Source organism: Bradyrhizobium sp. CCGE-LA001 (assembly GCF_000296215.2).
Lineage (GTDB): Bacteria > Pseudomonadota > Alphaproteobacteria > Rhizobiales > Xanthobacteraceae > Bradyrhizobium.
In genome coordinates, this window is sequence record NZ_CP013949.1 from 360,612 (window position 1) to 376,933 (window position 16,322).

20 protein-coding genes are annotated in these 16,322 nt (G+C 64.5%); 7 read left to right on the forward strand and 13 right to left on the reverse strand.

Annotated elements, in window-relative coordinates; genetic code table 11:
- Positions 1 to 21: 21 nt before the first annotated feature.
- A complete protein-coding gene (locus tag BCCGELA001_RS01705; protein WP_008539089.1) occupies positions 22 to 663 on the reverse strand; it encodes a carbonic anhydrase in 642 nt (213 codons plus the stop codon).
- A gap of 99 nt (positions 664 to 762) precedes the next feature.
- Here BCCGELA001_RS01705 and BCCGELA001_RS01710 point away from each other — a divergent pair, with 99 nt between their 5' ends.
- The 3 genes from BCCGELA001_RS01710 to BCCGELA001_RS01720 all read left to right on the forward strand — a co-directional run bounded on the left by BCCGELA001_RS01710 (position 763) and on the right by BCCGELA001_RS01720 (position 3,747).
- Positions 763 to 1,644 (forward strand): HpcH/HpaI aldolase/citrate lyase family protein, encoded by an 882-nt coding sequence (locus BCCGELA001_RS01710; RefSeq protein WP_008539088.1) that lies wholly within the window; start codon positions 763 to 765, stop codon positions 1,642 to 1,644.
- A gap of 3 nt (positions 1,645 to 1,647) precedes the next feature.
- On the forward strand, positions 1,648 to 1,971 hold the full coding sequence (locus BCCGELA001_RS01715) for an HAD hydrolase-like protein (RefSeq protein ID WP_008539087.1): 324 nt from the start codon (positions 1,648 to 1,650) through the stop codon (positions 1,969 to 1,971).
- A gap of 303 nt (positions 1,972 to 2,274) precedes the next feature.
- Positions 2,275 to 3,747 (forward strand): tetratricopeptide repeat protein, encoded by a 1,473-nt coding sequence (locus BCCGELA001_RS01720; RefSeq protein ID WP_144441094.1) that lies wholly within the window; start codon positions 2,275 to 2,277, stop codon positions 3,745 to 3,747.
- Positions 3,748 to 3,798: 51 nt separating this feature from the next.
- On the opposite strand, the gene BCCGELA001_RS01725 is transcribed toward BCCGELA001_RS01720, so the two are convergent.
- The 5 genes from BCCGELA001_RS01725 to BCCGELA001_RS01745 form a co-directional block, all read right to left on the reverse strand.
- A complete protein-coding gene (locus BCCGELA001_RS01725) occupies positions 3,799 to 4,620 on the reverse strand; it encodes an LssY C-terminal domain-containing protein (RefSeq protein WP_060734477.1) in 822 nt (273 codons plus the stop codon).
- Between the two features lie 139 nt (positions 4,621 to 4,759).
- On the reverse strand, positions 4,760 to 5,179 hold the full coding sequence (locus BCCGELA001_RS01730; protein WP_008539084.1) for a hypothetical protein: 420 nt from the start codon (positions 5,177 to 5,179) through the stop codon (positions 4,760 to 4,762).
- A 237-nt stretch (positions 5,180 to 5,416) separates the two neighbouring features.
- Positions 5,417 to 6,202, reverse strand: a complete 786-nt coding sequence (locus BCCGELA001_RS01735; RefSeq protein WP_008539075.1) for a hypothetical protein — start codon at positions 6,200 to 6,202, stop codon at positions 5,417 to 5,419.
- 80 nt (positions 6,203 to 6,282) lie between these two features.
- Positions 6,283 to 6,888, reverse strand: coding sequence for a 3-isopropylmalate dehydratase small subunit (gene leuD / locus BCCGELA001_RS01740; RefSeq protein WP_008539074.1), 606 nt, complete (start codon positions 6,886 to 6,888; stop codon positions 6,283 to 6,285).
- 81 nt (positions 6,889 to 6,969) lie between these two features.
- A complete protein-coding gene (locus BCCGELA001_RS01745; protein ID WP_060734478.1) occupies positions 6,970 to 7,368 on the reverse strand; it encodes a metallopeptidase family protein in 399 nt (132 codons plus the stop codon).
- Between the two features lie 156 nt (positions 7,369 to 7,524).
- Between BCCGELA001_RS01745 and BCCGELA001_RS01750 the strand changes: the two genes are divergently transcribed.
- The 3 genes from BCCGELA001_RS01750 (at position 7,525) to BCCGELA001_RS01760 (ending at position 8,870) form a co-directional block, all read left to right on the forward strand.
- Positions 7,525 to 7,812, forward strand: a complete 288-nt coding sequence (locus BCCGELA001_RS01750; RefSeq protein ID WP_008539062.1) for a hypothetical protein — start codon at positions 7,525 to 7,527, stop codon at positions 7,810 to 7,812.
- Positions 7,813 to 7,886: 74 nt separating this feature from the next.
- Complete coding sequence (locus BCCGELA001_RS01755; RefSeq protein WP_335339436.1) at positions 7,887 to 8,126, forward strand: hypothetical protein; 240 nt, start codon at positions 7,887 to 7,889, stop codon at positions 8,124 to 8,126.
- A gap of 174 nt (positions 8,127 to 8,300) precedes the next feature.
- A complete protein-coding gene (locus tag BCCGELA001_RS01760) occupies positions 8,301 to 8,870 on the forward strand; it encodes a hypothetical protein (protein WP_060734479.1) in 570 nt (189 codons plus the stop codon).
- 69 nt (positions 8,871 to 8,939) lie between these two features.
- On the opposite strand, the gene BCCGELA001_RS01765 is transcribed toward BCCGELA001_RS01760, so the two are convergent.
- The 7 genes from BCCGELA001_RS01765 to ffh form a co-directional block, all read right to left on the reverse strand.
- Positions 8,940 to 9,140, reverse strand: coding sequence for a hypothetical protein (locus BCCGELA001_RS01765; RefSeq protein ID WP_008539056.1), 201 nt, complete (start codon positions 9,138 to 9,140; stop codon positions 8,940 to 8,942).
- Between the two features lie 94 nt (positions 9,141 to 9,234).
- Complete coding sequence (gene leuC / locus BCCGELA001_RS01770) at positions 9,235 to 10,641, reverse strand: 3-isopropylmalate dehydratase large subunit (RefSeq protein ID WP_008539054.1); 1,407 nt, start codon at positions 10,639 to 10,641, stop codon at positions 9,235 to 9,237.
- Between the two features lie 324 nt (positions 10,642 to 10,965).
- Positions 10,966 to 11,346, reverse strand: a complete 381-nt coding sequence (gene rplS / locus BCCGELA001_RS01775; RefSeq protein ID WP_008539050.1) for a 50S ribosomal protein L19 — start codon at positions 11,344 to 11,346, stop codon at positions 10,966 to 10,968.
- A gap of 109 nt (positions 11,347 to 11,455) precedes the next feature.
- Positions 11,456 to 12,211 carry a tRNA (guanosine(37)-N1)-methyltransferase TrmD gene (trmD, locus tag BCCGELA001_RS01780; protein WP_008539048.1) on the reverse strand — a complete coding sequence of 252 codons (756 nt, stop codon included), beginning with the start codon at positions 12,209 to 12,211 and terminating at the stop codon, positions 11,456 to 11,458.
- A 101-nt stretch (positions 12,212 to 12,312) separates the two neighbouring features.
- Positions 12,313 to 12,882 carry a ribosome maturation factor RimM gene (rimM, locus tag BCCGELA001_RS01785; RefSeq protein WP_008539046.1) on the reverse strand — a complete coding sequence of 190 codons (570 nt, stop codon included), beginning with the start codon at positions 12,880 to 12,882 and terminating at the stop codon, positions 12,313 to 12,315.
- Positions 12,883 to 12,891: 9 nt separating this feature from the next.
- Complete coding sequence (gene rpsP / locus BCCGELA001_RS01790) at positions 12,892 to 13,224, reverse strand: 30S ribosomal protein S16 (protein ID WP_060734480.1); 333 nt, start codon at positions 13,222 to 13,224, stop codon at positions 12,892 to 12,894.
- Between the two features lie 85 nt (positions 13,225 to 13,309).
- Positions 13,310 to 14,857: a signal recognition particle protein gene (gene ffh, locus BCCGELA001_RS01795; RefSeq protein WP_008539043.1), complete on the reverse strand. Its 1,548-nt coding sequence runs from the start codon at positions 14,855 to 14,857 to the stop codon at positions 13,310 to 13,312.
- Positions 14,858 to 15,166: 309 nt separating this feature from the next.
- Here ffh and BCCGELA001_RS01800 point away from each other — a divergent pair, with 309 nt between their 5' ends.
- Positions 15,167 to 16,231 carry an MBL fold metallo-hydrolase gene (locus BCCGELA001_RS01800; protein WP_008539042.1) on the forward strand — a complete coding sequence of 355 codons (1,065 nt, stop codon included), beginning with the start codon at positions 15,167 to 15,169 and terminating at the stop codon, positions 16,229 to 16,231.
- The last annotated feature ends 91 nt before the right edge of the window (positions 16,232 to 16,322 follow it).

Genomic DNA, 16,322 nt, shown 5'->3' on the forward strand with positions numbered 1-16,322 from the left:
CTATTCCCTACTTGCCATTCGCTATTCGCCATTCGCTTTCTTGAATTCCTTCGTCGCCTTGTCCAGCACGAACAGCGATCCTTCCGCGACGCCGAAATAGGCGCCGTGGGTCTGCATCTGGCCGCTCTCGACCGCCTTGCGCACGAACGGGAACGTCATCAGGTTTTCCAGGCTGCGGAACACTGCGGCCTTCTCGATGCGCTCGACGAACTGCGCCATGCTCTCGTGCTCGCGCTGCTCCACCACCTCGCCCGGCTTGATGAACATCTGCATCCAGCGGCCGATGAAGTCGCCGGGCGTCAGCGGCTCGATCTTGTCGACGAAGGCGCGGATGCCGCCGCATTGGGCGTGGCCGAGGATGACGATGTGCTTCACCTTCAGCACCGTCACCGCATATTCCAGCGCCGCCGAGACGCCGTGCGCGTTTCCATCGGGCTGATACACTGGCACGAGGTTGGCGATATTGCGGACGACGAACAATTCGCCGGGGCCGACGTCGAAGATCACCTCGGGCGAGACGCGGCTGTCGCAGCAGCCGATCACCATCACTTGCGGCGACTGCCCCTTCACCGACAGCTCGCGATAGCGGGTCTGCTCGGTCGGCAGCCGCTGGGTTGCGAAGGCCTTGTAGCCTTCCAGCAAATGCTTCGGGAATGTCATCATACCTATGCCTAATCATAGACCGCAGGCGCGAACAAGCCTTTCGAATAGGCAGGCCAAATGCTATCGGCTGAGGCCGGAAAGACGAGGAAGGAACGTAGCATGACCCGCCCGCGCCGCAGCCATCTGTTCATGCCCGGCTCCAACCCCCGCGCGCTGGAAAAGGCGCGCAATCTCGCCGCCGACGGCCTGATCCTCGATCTCGAGGATTCCGTTGCGCCCGATGCCAAGGCGGTGGCGCGCGACGGCATCGCCGCGGCGATCGCGGCCAAGGGCTTTGGCAAACGCGAGATTTTGATCAGGACCAACGGCCTCGACACGCCCTGGTGGGCCGACGACGTCGCCATGGCCGCCAAGGCTTCGCCCGACGGCATCCTGGTTCCAAAAGTTTCCAGTGTCGAAGATCTCGACGCGATCGGCCGAAAGCTCTCCGAGCTTGGCGCCGCGCCCACCGTGAAAGTCTGGGCGATGATCGAGACCGCGCGCGCCGTGCTGCATGCGGAGGAACTCGCGGCAGCCGGCCGCGATCCGTCGCGGCGCCTCTCCGGCTTCGTGTTCGGCCCGAACGACATCTCGCGCGAGACGCGCATCCGGATGCTGCCGGGCCGCGCGGCGATGATCCCGATGATCACCCATTGCATCCTGGCGACGCGCGCCTATGGCCTGGAAATCCTCGACGGCCCCTACAGCGACATCGCCAATTCCGACGGCTTTGCCACCGAATGCGCGCAGGGCCGCGACCTCGGCTTCGACGGCAAGACGCTGATCCACCCCTCGCAGATCGACGCCTGCAACGCGATCTTCACCCCGCCGGAGGAAGAAGTCGCGCGCGCGCGAAAGATCATCGCGGCGTTCGAGCTCCCGGAAAACGTCTCGCGCGGCGCGATCCGTCTCGACGGTGCGATGGTGGAGCGGCTCCATGCCGACATGGCGCGCCGTACGATCGCAATCGCGGATGCGATCGCAGCGATGGGGAAGGGCTGAGGGGTGGACCCGGCGCGTTCCGTCCTGCTCGATCTCGACGGAACGCTGGCCGATTCCAAGCCCGGCATTGTGCCGGGCGGCGAATTGGACCACAAGCCGGAGCTGCTCGCTCATATCCTGTCCAAGCATGGTATCTCACCATCGCACAGCCTCATGGTCGACGATCATCGCCACGACATCGCTGGTGCTCACGCGGTCGGGATGCGTGGCCTCGGCGCGCTCTGGGGATACGGCAGCCGGGAGGAGCTGGAAACGGCAGGCGCAGATCAATTGGTGGAGATGTCCGCCAATCTGGCGCATGCGGTTCTCTCCATGTTGGGTATTTAGTCTGATTGTGACGGAGTTCATCGATCGCCAGCCCAGCCACTGCCCCCGCGACCACTGCGCGGGATTGGCTGGCATTCAACGCTACGGATTTAGCTGCCATTTGATCCGTCAGGGCGGCTTCGCTGAAGCGCTTGCAGCTTTTGGTGGTGTCTGCGAAGGCTCTGACGTTCACGGCGAGGTCCCGTCGAGCACTCCAGCGTCGAGCTCGCTGTGATCTCAGTCACACGCCCCAGTCGATTGCTTCGTTAGATTTGTGCCGTTTAAATACTGCTTCCAGTCCCGATACGGTGAGTGGGCGTCCTCATGTTTCGCAAATTATTCTATTGCCTCGCACTTCTTGTTCTGGCTGCCGCGAACGACCGCGCCAAAAGCGAGGCGAGCGCGGCCATCGTCGCCGCCTCTGAGGCGATACGGCGCGATCCCAGGGACGCGAATGCGTATTACAACCGCGGCAACGCCTACAGCGCCAGGGGCGACACGGACCGCGCCATTGCGGATTACAGCGCGACGATCCGGCTCGATCCCGCCCATGCGAATGCGCATTACAACCGGGGCAACGCCTACAGCAACAAAGGCGACACGGAGCGCGCCATCGCGGACTACACGGCGACGATCCGGCTCGATCCGGCCTATGCGAACGCCTACTACAACCGGGGCAATGCCTACAGCAACAAGGGCGACACGGGTCGCGCCATTGCCGATTACACCGAGGCGGTCCGCCTGCAGCCGACGAATGCGAACGCCTATTTCAATCGCGGCAACGCATACGGCAACAAGGGCGATTCGGACCGGGCCATCGCGGACTACACGGAAGCGCTACGCGTGGATCCGACATACGCGAACGCCTATGTCAACCGCGGTCTCGCCTACGAGAAGCGCGGAGATTTCGCCAGGGCAAGAGCCGATTTCAACGCGACGCTCGGCCTGACCCAGAGTGCCACGAAATGGGCTTTGGACAAGGCACGCGAGCGGCTTGCTGTCTTGCCTGCGCCGCGGCCAACAACGATATTGGTCGAAAAACCCAGCGTTCCTCCGGCCGTCGTGGCGCCCGGAGCTGCGAACGGTGATCGTCGTATCGCCCTCGTCATCGGCAATTCGGCTTATGAAAACGTCGCCGCACTCCCGAACCCCGTGCGCGACGCAAGCCTCGTCGCCGACGTGCTGAAGCTCACCGGGTTCGAAGCGGTCACGCTGTTGACCGATCTTCGCAAGGACGCCTTGGTGAATGCCTTGCGCGAGTTCGCTGCACGCGCGGAAACGGCGGATTGGGCCGTCGTCTATTATGCCGGGCACGGCATGGAGGTCGGTGGCGTCAATTATCTCATCCCGACGGATGCCAGGATCGCCGCGGATCGCGAGATCGCATTTGAAGCCGTGCCGGTCGATCAGGTGCTCAATGCCGCGGAGCGCGCGAAGAAATTGCGCCTCGTCATTCTCGATGCCTGCCGTGACAACCCGTTCGCGGCCCAGATGAAGCGCACGATGACGGTGGCGTCGCGTTCGGTGTCGCGAGGTCTGGCCCCTGTCGAGCCGGAAGCTGGAACGCTGGTGGTCTACGCCGCCAAGGATGGCGAGACCGCGCTCGATGGCGACGGGAGCAACAGCCCGTTCGCGGCCGCCTTCGTCAAGAACGTCCCGACGCCGGGCCTCGAGGTCCGCAGGCTGTTCGACTTCGTGCGCGATGACGTCATGGAAGCGACCGGCCGCAAGCAGAAGCCGTTCAGCTACGGCTCGATCTCCGGCCGGCAGGATTTTTATTTCGTGTCCGGCAAGTGACGCCGGGCTTGGTAGCAGCGCGATGACGATTCATCCTGATCTCGTCGCGCTCTAGGGCTTCGTTTCGGCTTGGCGAGCGATGCCGTGCCAGATGGCATCCTTGAGAGCGATGAGTGAGGGCGGTGGAACGGTCGGCGGATCGGCAGGCCCGTTTGCCGCTCCCGGCACCAGGACGGCGGCGTGGATCGCGCCATCCGTATAGTAGGGGTCGCCGCCACCGTTTCGGCCGAACAGGGTCGGGCCTATGCCGGAGATCTGAAAGAACTTGCTGACGACGCGGGCCGCTCGCAAGTCGCCCATCAAGAGATCCCGCTCGGCATCGATGTTGGCCGCGATGTGATGGGTGACCTGTCCCGTATCGTGGCTTAGCCCGACGCCTCGGTCGAAAGTCGCTGAACCGAGCCAGACGGGACGACCGTCATCACCCTTTTCAAGGGCCTTCCAGAACCGAACATGATTCCGCCGATCGGCACTTTTCCCTGCAGGCTTCTCGAACGCGTATTGCTCCTTCCTTCCCAGATAATAGAGCGGGCTGACAGGAGCGTCGCGATACGGTCGATCCAGGACCACGCTCCCGACGATCTCGATGCTCGATCGCAGCGTCACGGCGTCGGCCGCGAACCATCCGGCCGCATGCATGGCGCGGACCACATCCTCGCCGTCGCCAACAAGTCCAACGTTCAGGGGATCGCCAGGGATATCGTCCGACGTCCTGGTGAGCATCGGCAACGAAGCGAGCCCTGCTTCATGCTCGTGGTGAATCCACAGGGTTGGCACCAGAACGTATGCGAGGGCCAGATAGACGAGCACGACAAAGGCCAGCCCGTAAGCCCATCGTCGCTTCCTCGTCCCCGTCTTCGCGGAATGGATCATGCGGTATCGTTGAGTCAGTATGGCGACACCATACCGATTCAGGATAGCGCGTTACAACGACCGGCGCGAGGCTTGCGACGTGCGTTAGGCCGACGGCCGCGTTCCGGCCGAGAAACTCATTCGTCGGCGCCTCCGCGGCTCAGTGCGGCACGATCTCTGCGCGATCGAGCGACTCCAGTGTCGCGGCATTGGCGCAATAGCCATGACAATTCTCCGCGGCGGTGCCGGCGGCGAGGTCGCGGTCGCACTGGCCCTTGTGATCGCAGAGTGAGCAGACCCGCTCCATGTCGCGCAGCAGCAGCGGTTGCGCGCGGCCGAGGCCTTCGGCATCGATGCCGAGCTGGTCCAGCAGCTTCGGCAGTTCGTCGGCGGCGTGCTTGCCATGGCGGACCAGCTCCTCGAGATCGTCAGGCGCGATCCTGAGATCGCTGGCGATCCGGTCGAAATCGGCGCGGTCGAGCCGCCGCATCTCGTTGATCTCGCGGCGATGCTTCAGCCAGCCGGCAAAGGACTCGATGAGGTCCTGGACGATGGGATAAGGCCTGCTTGCGGTGCTCATGCGAGGCTCCGTTGGGATCGTGGAAATGGAGCCAGATTAGGCACAATGGTGCAGGGACGCGTTGCGCTGGATCAAATTGGGAAGGGAGAAGCAAAATGGTCTCGTGTCCCGGACGCGCTGCAGCGTGAAACGCTGCTGCGCAGAGCCGGGACCCATCTCCCCATCTCGCCACATTGCTGGGCCCCGGCTCAGCAGCGCATCACCAAGGGGTGCTGCGCCGCGTCCGGGGCACGAGAGTCAGCCAAACCGCTCCGTCGCCCACGCATACAGGCTGCCCGGAATCGGCTTTTCGCCGCCGCGGCCCTTGGGCGAGATGTGCAGGCCGATGATGTCAGGGTTGGTGACGACGCCGAGATAGCTCGAGGGATCGAAGAACAGCTTCGGCTCGGCATGCACGGCGTAGAACGATTGCTTCGGCAGCGCGCAAGCGAGCTCGCCGGTGCGCCGCGCGAGTGCGGTGAGCGCCGCGGGGCCGTAGATCGCGACGCGGATATCGGAGAGCCGGTTCGAACCGCCGCGCAGGCGACGCATCATGAAGGTGATGCGGTGGCGCATGGAGAGCCAGTTCGGCGTCAGCTCCTCCTGCTCCATCAGCTCCTCGAACGCGGCGACGATGCCGTGCTCGGGCGGAAGATAGATCACGGAATTGCCGAGCTGGCGCGGCCGCTCCCAGGCGAAATACGGCTTTGCCGGATCAATCTCGACCGGCTTGAGCAGCAGCACGTCGGCGTCGAGCCAGAGGCCGAGACTCTTCGCCATCAGCTTCATGCGGAAGAAGTCGCTGAACTGCAGCGTGGTCCAGTCGCGCCAGCTGCCGTCGGGCTGCGGCGGACGCAAGCGTTCCGAGAATGCATGCGGCAGGATCGCCTCCGCATCCGCGTTCGCAATCCCTGCAGGCAGGCCCGGAATGGTGTCGAAGCTGTAGACGGTGACTTTGTGGCCGGCAGCCAATTGCGAGCGCAGACAGGTCTGGCGCAGCGCGTCCATCGGGCCATGCCAGAAGGTGACGATCTCGGGCAGCATGCGCGGAAGCTATAAAGGACAATTTGAACAAAGAAAAAGCCCCGGCGCTCGTCACGCCGGGGCTCGAATGAAACGCGAGATTAGGCCCAGGCGCGTTCGCGCTTGAGCTTGTCCTCGTAAGTGTCGATCGAGGCCTTCTTCTCCATCGTGAGGCCGATGTCGTCGAGGCCGTTGATCAGGCAGTGCTTGCGGAACGGATCGATCTCGAACTTGACCTTGCCGCCGTCGGGGCCGCGGATCTCCTGGTTCGGCAGGTCGATCGTCAGCGTCGCGTTGGCGCCGCGCTCGGCGTCGTCGAACAGCTTGTCGAGATCTTCCTGCGAAACGCGGATCGGCAGAATGCCGTTCTTGAAGCAGTTGTTGTAGAAGATGTCGCCGAACGAGGTCGAGATCACGCAGCGGATGCCGAAATCGAGCAGCGCCCAGGGCGCGTGCTCGCGGCTTGAGCCGCAGCCGAAATTGTCGCCGGCGACCAGCACCTTCGCATTGCGATAGGCCGGCTGGTTCAGCACGAAGTCCGGGTTCTCGCTGCCGTCGTCCTTGTAGCGTTGCTCGGAGAAGAGCCCCTTGCCAAGGCCGGTGCGCTTGATGGTCTTGAGGTACTGCTTCGGAATGATCATGTCGGTGTCGACATTGATGATCTTCAGCGGCGCCGCAACGCCTTCCAGCGTGGTGAACTTGTCCATGGTTGCGCTTTCCCGGATGGGTCTAGAGGAACCGGTGTTTATCGCGATCGGGGCGGAAATCCTAGGCCGAATTCGGCAGATCTAGTCTGCTTGCGCCTCAATCGCGGCCATATCGTCGTCCGACAGGCCGAAATGGTGGCCGATCTCGTGGATCAGCACGTGACGGACGATGTGGCCGAGGGTCTCGTCGTGCTCGGCCCAATAGTCCAGGATCGGTCGGCGATAGAGCCAGACCATATTGGGCAGCCGCGCCACGTCGCCGAGGCTCTGCTGCGGCAGGCCGACGCCCTGGAACAGGCCGAGCAGGTCGAACTCGCTTTCGCATTGCATCTCGTCCAACACTTCCTCGGTCGGGAAGTCGTCGACGCGGATGATCACGCCCTCGCAGAGCTTGCGAAACTCCGCCGGCAGGCGCTCGAAGATGTCGTGCGCCGTCGCTTCCATCTCGGCCAGCGAGGGCGCTTTCAATTCAGTCCACATGACCCTCTCTTAGCGTGGGTTCCGCGGCGATGCATCCCGCTTTATAAGCGCGGCGAGGTTGACGCGCGCCGCCAAAACGGGGAGCGTGGGGGCTCGAAGGGGACGTTTCAGGTGGGCAGAAAAATGCGAGCGAAAACAGCGCTGACGCTACTGTGCATGGGGTTGTTTTCGCAGCTTGGCGTTGATGCTCAAGCTCAAACTCAGGCCCAGACCGCTGGCCCCACGATCCGTCTCGCCCAGGCGGCCCCCCCGGACGAGGTCCCGCCCCCGCGCAAGCAGCGGCGCCTGCGCGTCACGCCCTATTACAGCCCCGACGGCGTCTATCCGCGCTACAATCCCGGCCCTGACGCCCTCCGCGTCTGCAATGCCACCTATGTTCAGGAATACCGGCCGAGCGGCACGGTGATCGTGCCCCGCGTGAGCTGCTATTGGCGCCGCGGCTGATGCCTGGCTTAACGCCGTCGCCAGCGAAACAGCGCCGTCGCCTCATCGGGCTGATCGCGATGAGATGGGTTCCATTGGCCGTCGCTGTCACGCTTGCCGCTGGTGTGCCGCGCGCCTTCGCTGCGCAAAGGGTGACGGTGCCGGAGGCCTCGGCAGGGGTCGCGATCTTCGATGCGCGACGAACGGCGCGGACCCATGTCATCGCGCGACCTGCCATCCGCCGTGATCCACGCTACTACGCGCGGCCGGTTTACTACCGTCCCTATCCCTACGGCGTGCCAGCACCCTTCGTGTTCGGCTACGGCCCCTTCTGACGAGACGCCGCTTGTCGCGGCACTGCGTCGCATCGCGGAGCGCAGCGTCGTTCATTCATGGCGCGTTCACGTGGCTCTCCTCAGTTTGTCGTGGGAGCGATCGTAATTGAACAGCGATGGCGCGGCCGAGACGTCGGCTCGTAACTTTCGCTGTCCGACTTCAGAGAGGATTTCATGCTGAGGATATTGGGACTTCGAGCAAGCCCGATGCGCTTGCTCGGGCTCGCGACCGCCGCGACATTGATGCTGTCGGTTGGCACCGCGCGGCGCGCTGAAGCACTCACCTTGATCAATCCGGCGACCTCGCCCGCGACCAAGGCGGCGGCCGACGACCTCGTCACGCAGGTTCGCGGCGGGCATGGTCATGGTGGCCACTTTCACGGCGGAGGTTTCCGCGGTGGCGGCTTCCATGGCGGCGGCTTCCGCGGAGGACATATCGGCGGTTTTCGCGGCGGTGGATTTCACGGCCGCCATATCGGCGGCTTCCGCGCCGCGCCGGCCTTCCGGCATGTCGGCGGCTATCACCATGGCGGCTTTCGCCACGGCGGATATGGCGGCTACCACCGCCACTGGGGCCATCATCGCCCCCATTTCGGCCATCGTCACTTCCACCGGCGCTACTATGTCGGCGGCTACTATCCCTATTATCACTATCCGCGCCGCTGCCGGATCATCTTCACCTATTACGGCCCGCGCCGCGTCTGCCACTGGCCGCGCTGGCACTATCCGTATCGGTATTGGTGATGTGAGCTGCTAGCTCCGCATTCGTCATGGCCGGGCTTGTCCCGGCCATGACGGAGGGACTTGTTACAGCTAATCCTTCAGCTTCCACGATGTGGATCTCCACCGCATCAGGTTGTCCAGCTTCCATTGCTTGAACATCGCCGGCGGCCAGTGGCTGAGCTTTGAGGTCTCCTCGACCTCCGGCTTGGCGACGCGAAGCGGCATCGCGCGCCGCCGGTTCTGGCGGGTGGCCTCGCTGATCAGATCGACATATTCCGGCTTGTTGGCCATAGGCAACGTCCTCGCGAAACCCTCGCGAGGACGAGCATGAGGCGAGGCGGATTAAGGGCGGTTTGCCGCGATCGCTACAATTGCGGGGACGGGCTTAACGCCAGTCCCTGACGTCGACGAAGTGACCGGCGATCGCCGCGGCCGCCGCCATCGCCGGCGACACCAGATGGGTACGGCCCTTGAAGCCCTGGCGGCCCTCGAAATTGCGGTTCGAGGTCGAGGCACAGCGCTCTTCCGGTTTCAGCTTGTCCGGGTTCATGGCGAGGCACATCGAGCAGCCCGGCTCGCGCCATTCGAAGCCGGCCTTGATGAAGATCTTGTCCAGACCTTCTGCCTCGGCCTGCTCCTTCACGATGCCGGAGCCCGGCACGACCATGGCGTTGACGTTCGCCGACACGGTCTTGCCTTCAGCGATCTTCGCGGCCGCGCGCAAATCCTCGATGCGGCCGTTGGTGCAGGAGCCGATGAAGACGCGGTCGAGCTTGATGTCGGTGATCTTCGTTCCTGCGGTCAGGCCCATGTATTTCAGGGCGCGATGCTTGGAGATGCGCTTGGCCTCGTCCGCGATCTTGTCGGGATCGGGCACCATGCCTGTTACCGAGATCACGTCCTCTGGGCTCGTGCCCCAGGTCACGATCGGTGGCAGCTTGGCGGCGTCGAGGCGCAGCTCGTGGTCGAAATGCGCACCTTCATCGGAGCGCAGTTTCTCCCAATAGCGCATTGCTGCGTCCCAGGCCGCGCCCTTCGGCGCCTTCGGACGGTCGCGCAGGAAGTCATAGGCCTTCTGGTCGGGCGCAACGAGGCCGGCGCGGGCGCCGCCTTCGATCGACATGTTGCAGACCGTCATGCGGCCCTCCATCGAGAGCGCGCGGATCGCATAGCCGGCATATTCCAGCACGTAGCCGGTACCGCCGGCGGTGCCGATCTCGCCGATGATGGCCAGGATGATGTCCTTGCCTGTCACGCCCTCCGGCAATGTGCCGTCGACGGTGACGCGCATGTTCTTCGCCTTCTTCTGGATCAGCGTCTGCGTCGCCAGCACGTGCTCGACCTCGCTGGTGCCGATGCCGTGCGCGAGCGCGCCGAACGCGCCATGCGTCGAGGTGTGGCTGTCACCGCAGACGATGGTGGTGCCGGGCAGCGTAAAGCCCTGCTCGGGGCCGATGACGTGGACGATGCCCTGGCGCTTGTCGAACTCGTTGTAATATTCGATGCCGAATTCCTTGGCGTTCTCGGCCAGCGCGTTGATCTGCTCGATGCTCTCAGGGTCGGGATTCGGCTTGGTGCGATCGGTAGTCGGCACGTTGTGGTCGACGACGGCGAGCGTCTTCTCGGGGGCGTGCACCTTGCGGCCCGTTACGCGCAGGCCTTCGAACGCCTGCGGCGAGGTCACCTCGTGCACCAGATGGCGGTCGATATAGAGCAGGCACGTGCCGTCCTCGGCTTCGTGCACCAGATGGTCGTTCCAGATCTTGTCGTACAGAGTGGTCGGCTTGGACATGAGCTTGAGCTCCGAAGAATGTGTGTCAGCGATGAGCGCGGCAGGCCGCGCGGGCAACAGATCGTCAGCGCAGCTTTTAGGCTGCGCGAGTAAGCTCTGACGTTGCCGAGGTCGCGAAGCGCCCGAAGAACCGGCCAGGCAGCCTCGAGCGATCATCGATGACGATGCGCTTGACGGACGAGGGGCTGGTCAGATCTGGAAACATTCTAGGGATATATAGCAGGCCGATCTGGAAGCGCGAGAGCTTTGACGCGCACGGCTGAGGCAACAAAAAAGCGCGGAGCCGAGCCCCGCGCTTTGGAAACTTGCCTGGTGGGGCGAAGCTTACTCGCCGACGGCGGCCTGGCGGTCCTGCTTCTCGACGATGCGGGCCGACTTGCCGCGCAGGTTGCGGAGGTAATAGAGCTTGGCGCGACGCACCTTGCCGCGCCGCACCACCTTGATCGAGTCGATCATCGGCGACATCACGGGGAACACGCGCTCGACGCCCTCGCCGTAGGAGATCTTGCGGACGGTGAAGCTCTCATTGAGACCACCGCCGGAACGGCCGATGCAGACGCCTTCATAGGCCTGCACACGGGTGCGGTCGCCTTCGACGACCTTCACGTTGACGATCACGGTGTCGCCGGGACCGAATTCCGGGATGTCCTTGCCGGCGGACAGCTTTTCGAATTGCTCTTGCTCGAGCTGCTTGATCAGGTTCATGGGTAAATCTCCATCGGCGCGCCCAGCCTTCGAAACGGGGGCTGCGTGAAATTCGTTGATCCAGCCATTGCGGATGTGGCCGCTCCTATAAGGCAAGCCGGAGCGTTTGTCACCCGTCTGTCTTGTTTTTTGGCGTTTTTTGGCCGCGGGCCCGATTCGGCGGCTTGGCCGGGACTTGCGCCCACAAATCCGGCCGCCGGGCCGCCGTCAGGGCCTCGGATTCAGCGCGCCGCCAGGATGCGACCTTGGCATGGTCGCCGGAGGTCAGGATCTCCGGGATCGGAGCCCCCTCGAACAGCTGCGGGCGGGTATATTGGGGGTATTCGAGCAAGCCGTCCGAGAAGCTCTCCTCGGTTCCCGAGGCCTCCTTGCCCATCACCCCCGGCAGCAGCCGGACGCAGGCGTCGATCAGGGCTAAAGCTGCGATTTCGCCTCCGGAGAGCACGTAATCGCCGATCGAGACCTCCTCCAGGCCCCTCCCGTCGATCACCCGCTGGTCCACGCCCTCGAACCGGCCGCAGACGATCAGGGGGCCGGGACCAGTGGCCAGTTCCTGAACGCGGGCCTGCGTCAATGGCCGACCGCGCGGGCTCATCAGGAGGCGGGGGCGGTCCGGGCCTATGTCAGCGGCGTCGATCGCCGCCGCCAGCACGTCTGCCCGCAACACCATGCCCGGCCCGCCGCCGGCCGGGGTGTCATCGACGCTGCGATGACGGTCGGTGGCGGAGGCCCGGATGTCCCGCGCCTCGATCTCCCAGATCCCGGCGGCAAGGGCCCGGCCGGCGAGGCTCACGCCGAGCGGCCCCGGAAACATCTCCGGAAACAGCGTCAGCACCGTCGCGCGCCAGGGGGAGGGGTTGGTCATAGTTTCCATCGTCGTCCCGGCGAAGGCCGGGACCCATAGCCACCGCACTTCGTTTTGCGATGGCTGGAGCGATCAGCTTAGCGAAAAATTTCAGCCTGTGGTCATGGGTCCCCACCTTCGCGGGGACGCCTCGCGGAGGGAGCATCGCCAGGCTCCTCGGCTTCGTCCTCCCCCTCGACCTCCTGAGGCAACGCGATCACCACGCGGCCGCCGGCGATGTCGACCTCCGGCACCACCGCGTTCGAGAACGGCAGTAGCATCGTGGTGCCTTTGGGCGGGGCGATCTCGATGATGTCGCCGGCGCCGAAATTATGGATCGCGAGCACGCGGCCGAGCGCGTCGCCGTCGGTGGTGACGGCGGCGAGCCCGATCAAATCGGTGTGGTAATATTCGTCCGCCTCGGTCGCGGGCAGTTTTTCGCGCGGGACGTAGAGCTCGATGCCGTTGAGCCGCTCGGCCTCATCGCGGGTCGTGACGCCCTTGAACGTCGCGACCAGATGATCCCTGGCCTCGCGTGCCGTCGCCAACTCGAACTGGCGCTTGCCGTCCTTGGCGAGCAGCGGACCGTAGCGCCTGACGGCAAAGGGATCTTCGGTGAAGGTCCACAATTTGACCGCACCGCGCACCCCATGCGCGGCGCCGATCCGCGCGACGCAGACCAGCGCCGACATGGCCCGACCTTACGATTTCGCGGCGGCTTCGGCCTGCGCCTTGCGCTCCTTGCGCGGCACGGCCTTCTCGGGGTTGTTGCGCGCTTCGCGCTTCTTGACGCCGGCGGCGTCGAGGAAACGCGATACGCGATCCGACGGCTGCGCACCCTTGGCGAGCCACGTCTTCACCTTGTCCATGTCGAGCTTGAGGCGGGTCTCGTTGTCCTTGGGCAGCAGCGGGTTGAAATAGCCGAGACGCTCGATGAAGCGGCCGTCGCGCGGAAAGCGCGAATCGGCGACGACGACGTGATAGACGGGACGCTTCTTGGTGCCTGCGCGGGCGAGGCGGATGACGACGGACATTTAGTTCTCCTTCAAAGTACGTTTTGTTCGGTTGATTGGTATTTTCGCGCCGCGCGAGACCGTGCGATCCCTCGTGACGAATTCCTCATTTCTTCTTGCCCGGGAAGCCGCCGAGGCCCGGCAGCGTCGGCTTGCCGCTCATCCCGGTCAGTCCAGGAAGATTGGGCAGACCTTGGCGCAAGCCGGCCGGCAGATCCTTCGGCAGGTTCGGCAGGCCTTGTCCGCCGCCGCTTTGCATCTTCTCCTGCATCGCCTTCATCTCTTCCGGAGACGGCATCTTCATGCCGCCGCCGAAGCCCATCGCCTGGGCGATGCCGGCGAGCGGGCCGCGCTTGCCGGAGCCCATCGCCTTCATCACGTCGGCCATGTTCCGGTGCATCTTCAGCAGCTTGTTGACGTGCTCGACGCTCTGGCCGCTGCCTGCCGCGATGCGCTTCTTGCGGCTTGCTTTCAACAGGTCCGGATGACGGCGCTCGTCGCGCGTCATGGAATCGATGATCGCGACCTGCCGCTTCAAAATCTTGTCGTCGATGCCGGCGGCCGCGATCTGGTTCTTCATCTTGGAGATTCCGGGCATCATGCCCATCAGGCCGCTGATGCCGCCCATGTTGGACATCTGCAACAGCTGCTCGCGCATGTCGTTGAGGTCGAACTGACCCTTGCGCATGCGCTCGGCGGTGCGTGCGGCCTTCTCGGCGTCGATATTGGCGGCGGCGCGTTCGACCAGCGAGACCACGTCGCCCATGCCGAGGATGCGGCCGGCGATACGATCGGGATGGAAATCTTCAAGTGCATCGGTCTTTTCGCCGGTGCCGATCAGCTTGATCGGCTTGCCGGTGACCGCGCGCATCGACAGCGCGGCGCCGCCGCGGCCGTCGCCGTCGACACGTGTGAGCACGATGCCGGTGAGGCCGACGCGCTGGTCGAACGAGCGCGCGAGGTTCACGGCGTCCTGGCCGGTGAGGCTGTCGGCGACCAGCAGCACTTCATGCGGATTGGCTGCGGCTTTGATCGCGGCGGCCTCCGCCATCATCTCTTCGTCGAGCGTGGTGCGGCCGGCGGTGTCGAGCAGCACGATGTCGTAGCCGCCGAGCTTACCGGCTTCCAGCGCGCGTTTTGCAATTTGCGGCGGCTGCTGGCCGGCAACGATTGGCAAAGTGGGGATATCGAGATCGCGGCCGAGCACGGCCAGCTGCTCCATCGCCGCCGGACGATAGACGTCGAGCGAGGCCATCAGCACCTTGCGCTTGTCGCGCTGGACCAGGCGGCGGGCGAGCTTCGCGGTGGTGGTCGTCTTGCCGGAGCCCTGCAAGCCGACCATCATGATCGGCACCGGCGGCACGGAATTGACGTCGATGGTCTGGCCTTCGGCGCCGAGCGTGTTGATCAGCTCGTCATGGACGATCTTGACCACCATTTGGCCTGGCGTGACCGACTTGACGACGGTGGCGCCGATTGCCTGCTCGCGGACCCGCTCGGTGAAGCTGCGCACCACTTCGAGCGCGACGTCGGCTTCCAGCAGCGCGCGGCGCACCTCGCGCATTGCGGCGTCGACGTCCTTTTCGGTCAGCGCACCGCGCCCCGTCAGACGATCGAGAATGCCACCAAGCCGTTCCGACAGATTGTCGAACAATGCCGTTGTCCTTGTCCTGCTCGCCAGAAAGCGATCTTCCAAACACCATCACGCCCGAGGGCGCACAGCGCTGTCGGGCGTTGACCTCCGGCCTCGAGGGCCGGTCGGCGGGTCGAAAAGAAAGCCTTTCCGATGAAGTGGCGGGGTTAAACGCCGCTCACGCCCAAAAGTCAAGGAAAGTTAGGGTGCAAGGGCGCCTTTGCCAGGGCAAGATCCTGAAAACAGGACCGTTTTGCCTGCCGGTTCCTTTTCCGAGGGTTCCACCCATATGAGAGGTCATGACCTGCCCTCGCTGCCATCGCTGAACCCGTGCCCATCACCCGCCGCCGCCTGTTCGGACTGCTTGCCGGGGCCGGTGCCCTGGTCGGCGCCTCATCCATCTGGATCTCCCGCATGAAAACCTACGATGGCCCGGTTTCCGACCATTTCGACGGCCTGAATTTCTTCGATCCGGACGGGGCTCCGCCGAAATCGCTGCGAGAAGTGCTGCGGTGGCAGTTCGGCGGCAAGCGGCAGCGCGCTGCATGGCCGGATTGGGCTCCCAGTCCCCATGCCGACACCCCGCCGGCACGCGTCGATGGCGACAAGGTGCGGCTGTCCTTCGTCGGCCATGCCAGCTGGCTGATCCAGACCGGCGGCCTCAACATCCTGGTCGATCCCGTCTGGTCGGAGCGGGTCTCGCCGGTCGCCTGGGCCGGGCCGAAACGGCACAACGATCCCGGCGTCGCCTTCGAGAAGTTGCCGAAGATCGACATCGTGCTGGTCTCGCACGGCCATTACGATCATCTCGACATCGCGACGCTGTCGCGGCTCACCAAGAATTTTGCCCCGCGCGTCGTCACCCCGCTCGGCAACGACGTCACGATGCGCAGCTGGGATTCCACGATCAAGGTGGAGGCGTTCGACTGGCACGACCGCGTCGAGCTCGGCGGCGGCATCGCCGTGCATCTGGTGCCGACCCGGCACTGGACCGCGCGCGGCCTGTTCGACCGCAACAAGGCGCTGTGGGCGAGCTTCGTATTGGAGACGCCGGCCGGGAAGATCTACGTGGTCTGCGATTCCGGTTATGGCGACGGCCGGCATTTCCGCCGCGTCGCCGAGAAGCATGGCAAGCTGCGGCTCGCGATCCTCCCGATCGGTGCCTACGAGCCGCGCTGGTTCATGCGCGACCAGCACATGAATCCGGAGGATGCAGTGAAGGCGCTGGCTGATTGCGGTGCGGAAGCTGCGCTCGGCCATCACCACGGCACGTTCCAGCTGACGGACGAGGCGATCGACGCGCCCGCCAAGGCGCTGGTGGAAGCGCTCGACGCCGCGAAGATTCCGCAGGAGCGGTTCGTCGCGATGCAGCCGGGGCAGGTGGTGGAGATTTAGCTCGTGTACCCATAGACCCGGCGGCGTGATGCGACGAGAGCAATGTCCGCTTTGCTCCCATGGCGACAAGTGCCTGCGGCTCTGCGCCGTT

Excerpts from the sequence above, each read along its gene's own strand:
- BCCGELA001_RS01735 (WP_008539075.1), bottom strand. The coding sequence starts at position 6,202 with ATGCTGCCCGAGATCGTCACCTTCTGGCATGGCCCGATGGACGCGCTG.
- BCCGELA001_RS01765 (WP_008539056.1), bottom strand. The coding sequence starts at position 9,140 with ATGGCCAACAAGCCGGAATATGTCGATCTGATCAGCGAGGCCACCCGC.
- leuD (WP_008539074.1), bottom strand. The coding sequence starts at position 6,888 with ATGGACAAGTTCACCACGCTGGAAGGCGTTGCGGCGCCGCTGAAGATC.
- leuC (WP_008539054.1), bottom strand. The coding sequence starts at position 10,641 with ATGTCCAAGCCGACCACTCTGTACGACAAGATCTGGAACGACCATCTG.
- BCCGELA001_RS01730 (WP_008539084.1), bottom strand. The coding sequence starts at position 5,179 with ATGAGCACCGCAAGCAGGCCTTATCCCATCGTCCAGGACCTCATCGAG.
- rplS (WP_008539050.1), bottom strand. The coding sequence starts at position 11,346 with ATGAACCTGATCAAGCAGCTCGAGCAAGAGCAATTCGAAAAGCTGTCC.
- rimM (WP_008539046.1), bottom strand. The coding sequence starts at position 12,882 with ATGTCGGCGCTGGTCTGCGTCGCGCGGATCGGCGCCGCGCATGGGGTG.
- BCCGELA001_RS01750 (WP_008539062.1), top strand. The coding sequence starts at position 7,525 with ATGGGGTTGTTTTCGCAGCTTGGCGTTGATGCTCAAGCTCAAACTCAG.
- BCCGELA001_RS01705 (WP_008539089.1), bottom strand. The coding sequence starts at position 663 with ATGATGACATTCCCGAAGCATTTGCTGGAAGGCTACAAGGCCTTCGCA.
- BCCGELA001_RS01720 (WP_144441094.1), top strand. The coding sequence starts at position 2,275 with ATGTTTCGCAAATTATTCTATTGCCTCGCACTTCTTGTTCTGGCTGCC.
- trmD (WP_008539048.1), bottom strand. The coding sequence starts at position 12,211 with ATGACCAACCCCTCCCCCTGGCGCGCGACGGTGCTGACGCTGTTTCCG.
- BCCGELA001_RS01760 (WP_060734479.1), top strand. The coding sequence starts at position 8,301 with ATGCTGAGGATATTGGGACTTCGAGCAAGCCCGATGCGCTTGCTCGGG.
- BCCGELA001_RS01745 (WP_060734478.1), bottom strand. The coding sequence starts at position 7,368 with ATGTGGACTGAATTGAAAGCGCCCTCGCTGGCCGAGATGGAAGCGACG.
- BCCGELA001_RS01710 (WP_008539088.1), top strand. The coding sequence starts at position 763 with ATGACCCGCCCGCGCCGCAGCCATCTGTTCATGCCCGGCTCCAACCCC.
- BCCGELA001_RS01725 (WP_060734477.1), bottom strand. The coding sequence starts at position 4,620 with ATGATCCATTCCGCGAAGACGGGGACGAGGAAGCGACGATGGGCTTAC.
- rpsP (WP_060734480.1), bottom strand. The coding sequence starts at position 13,224 with ATGTCCGTCGTCATCCGCCTCGCCCGCGCAGGCACCAAGAAGCGTCCC.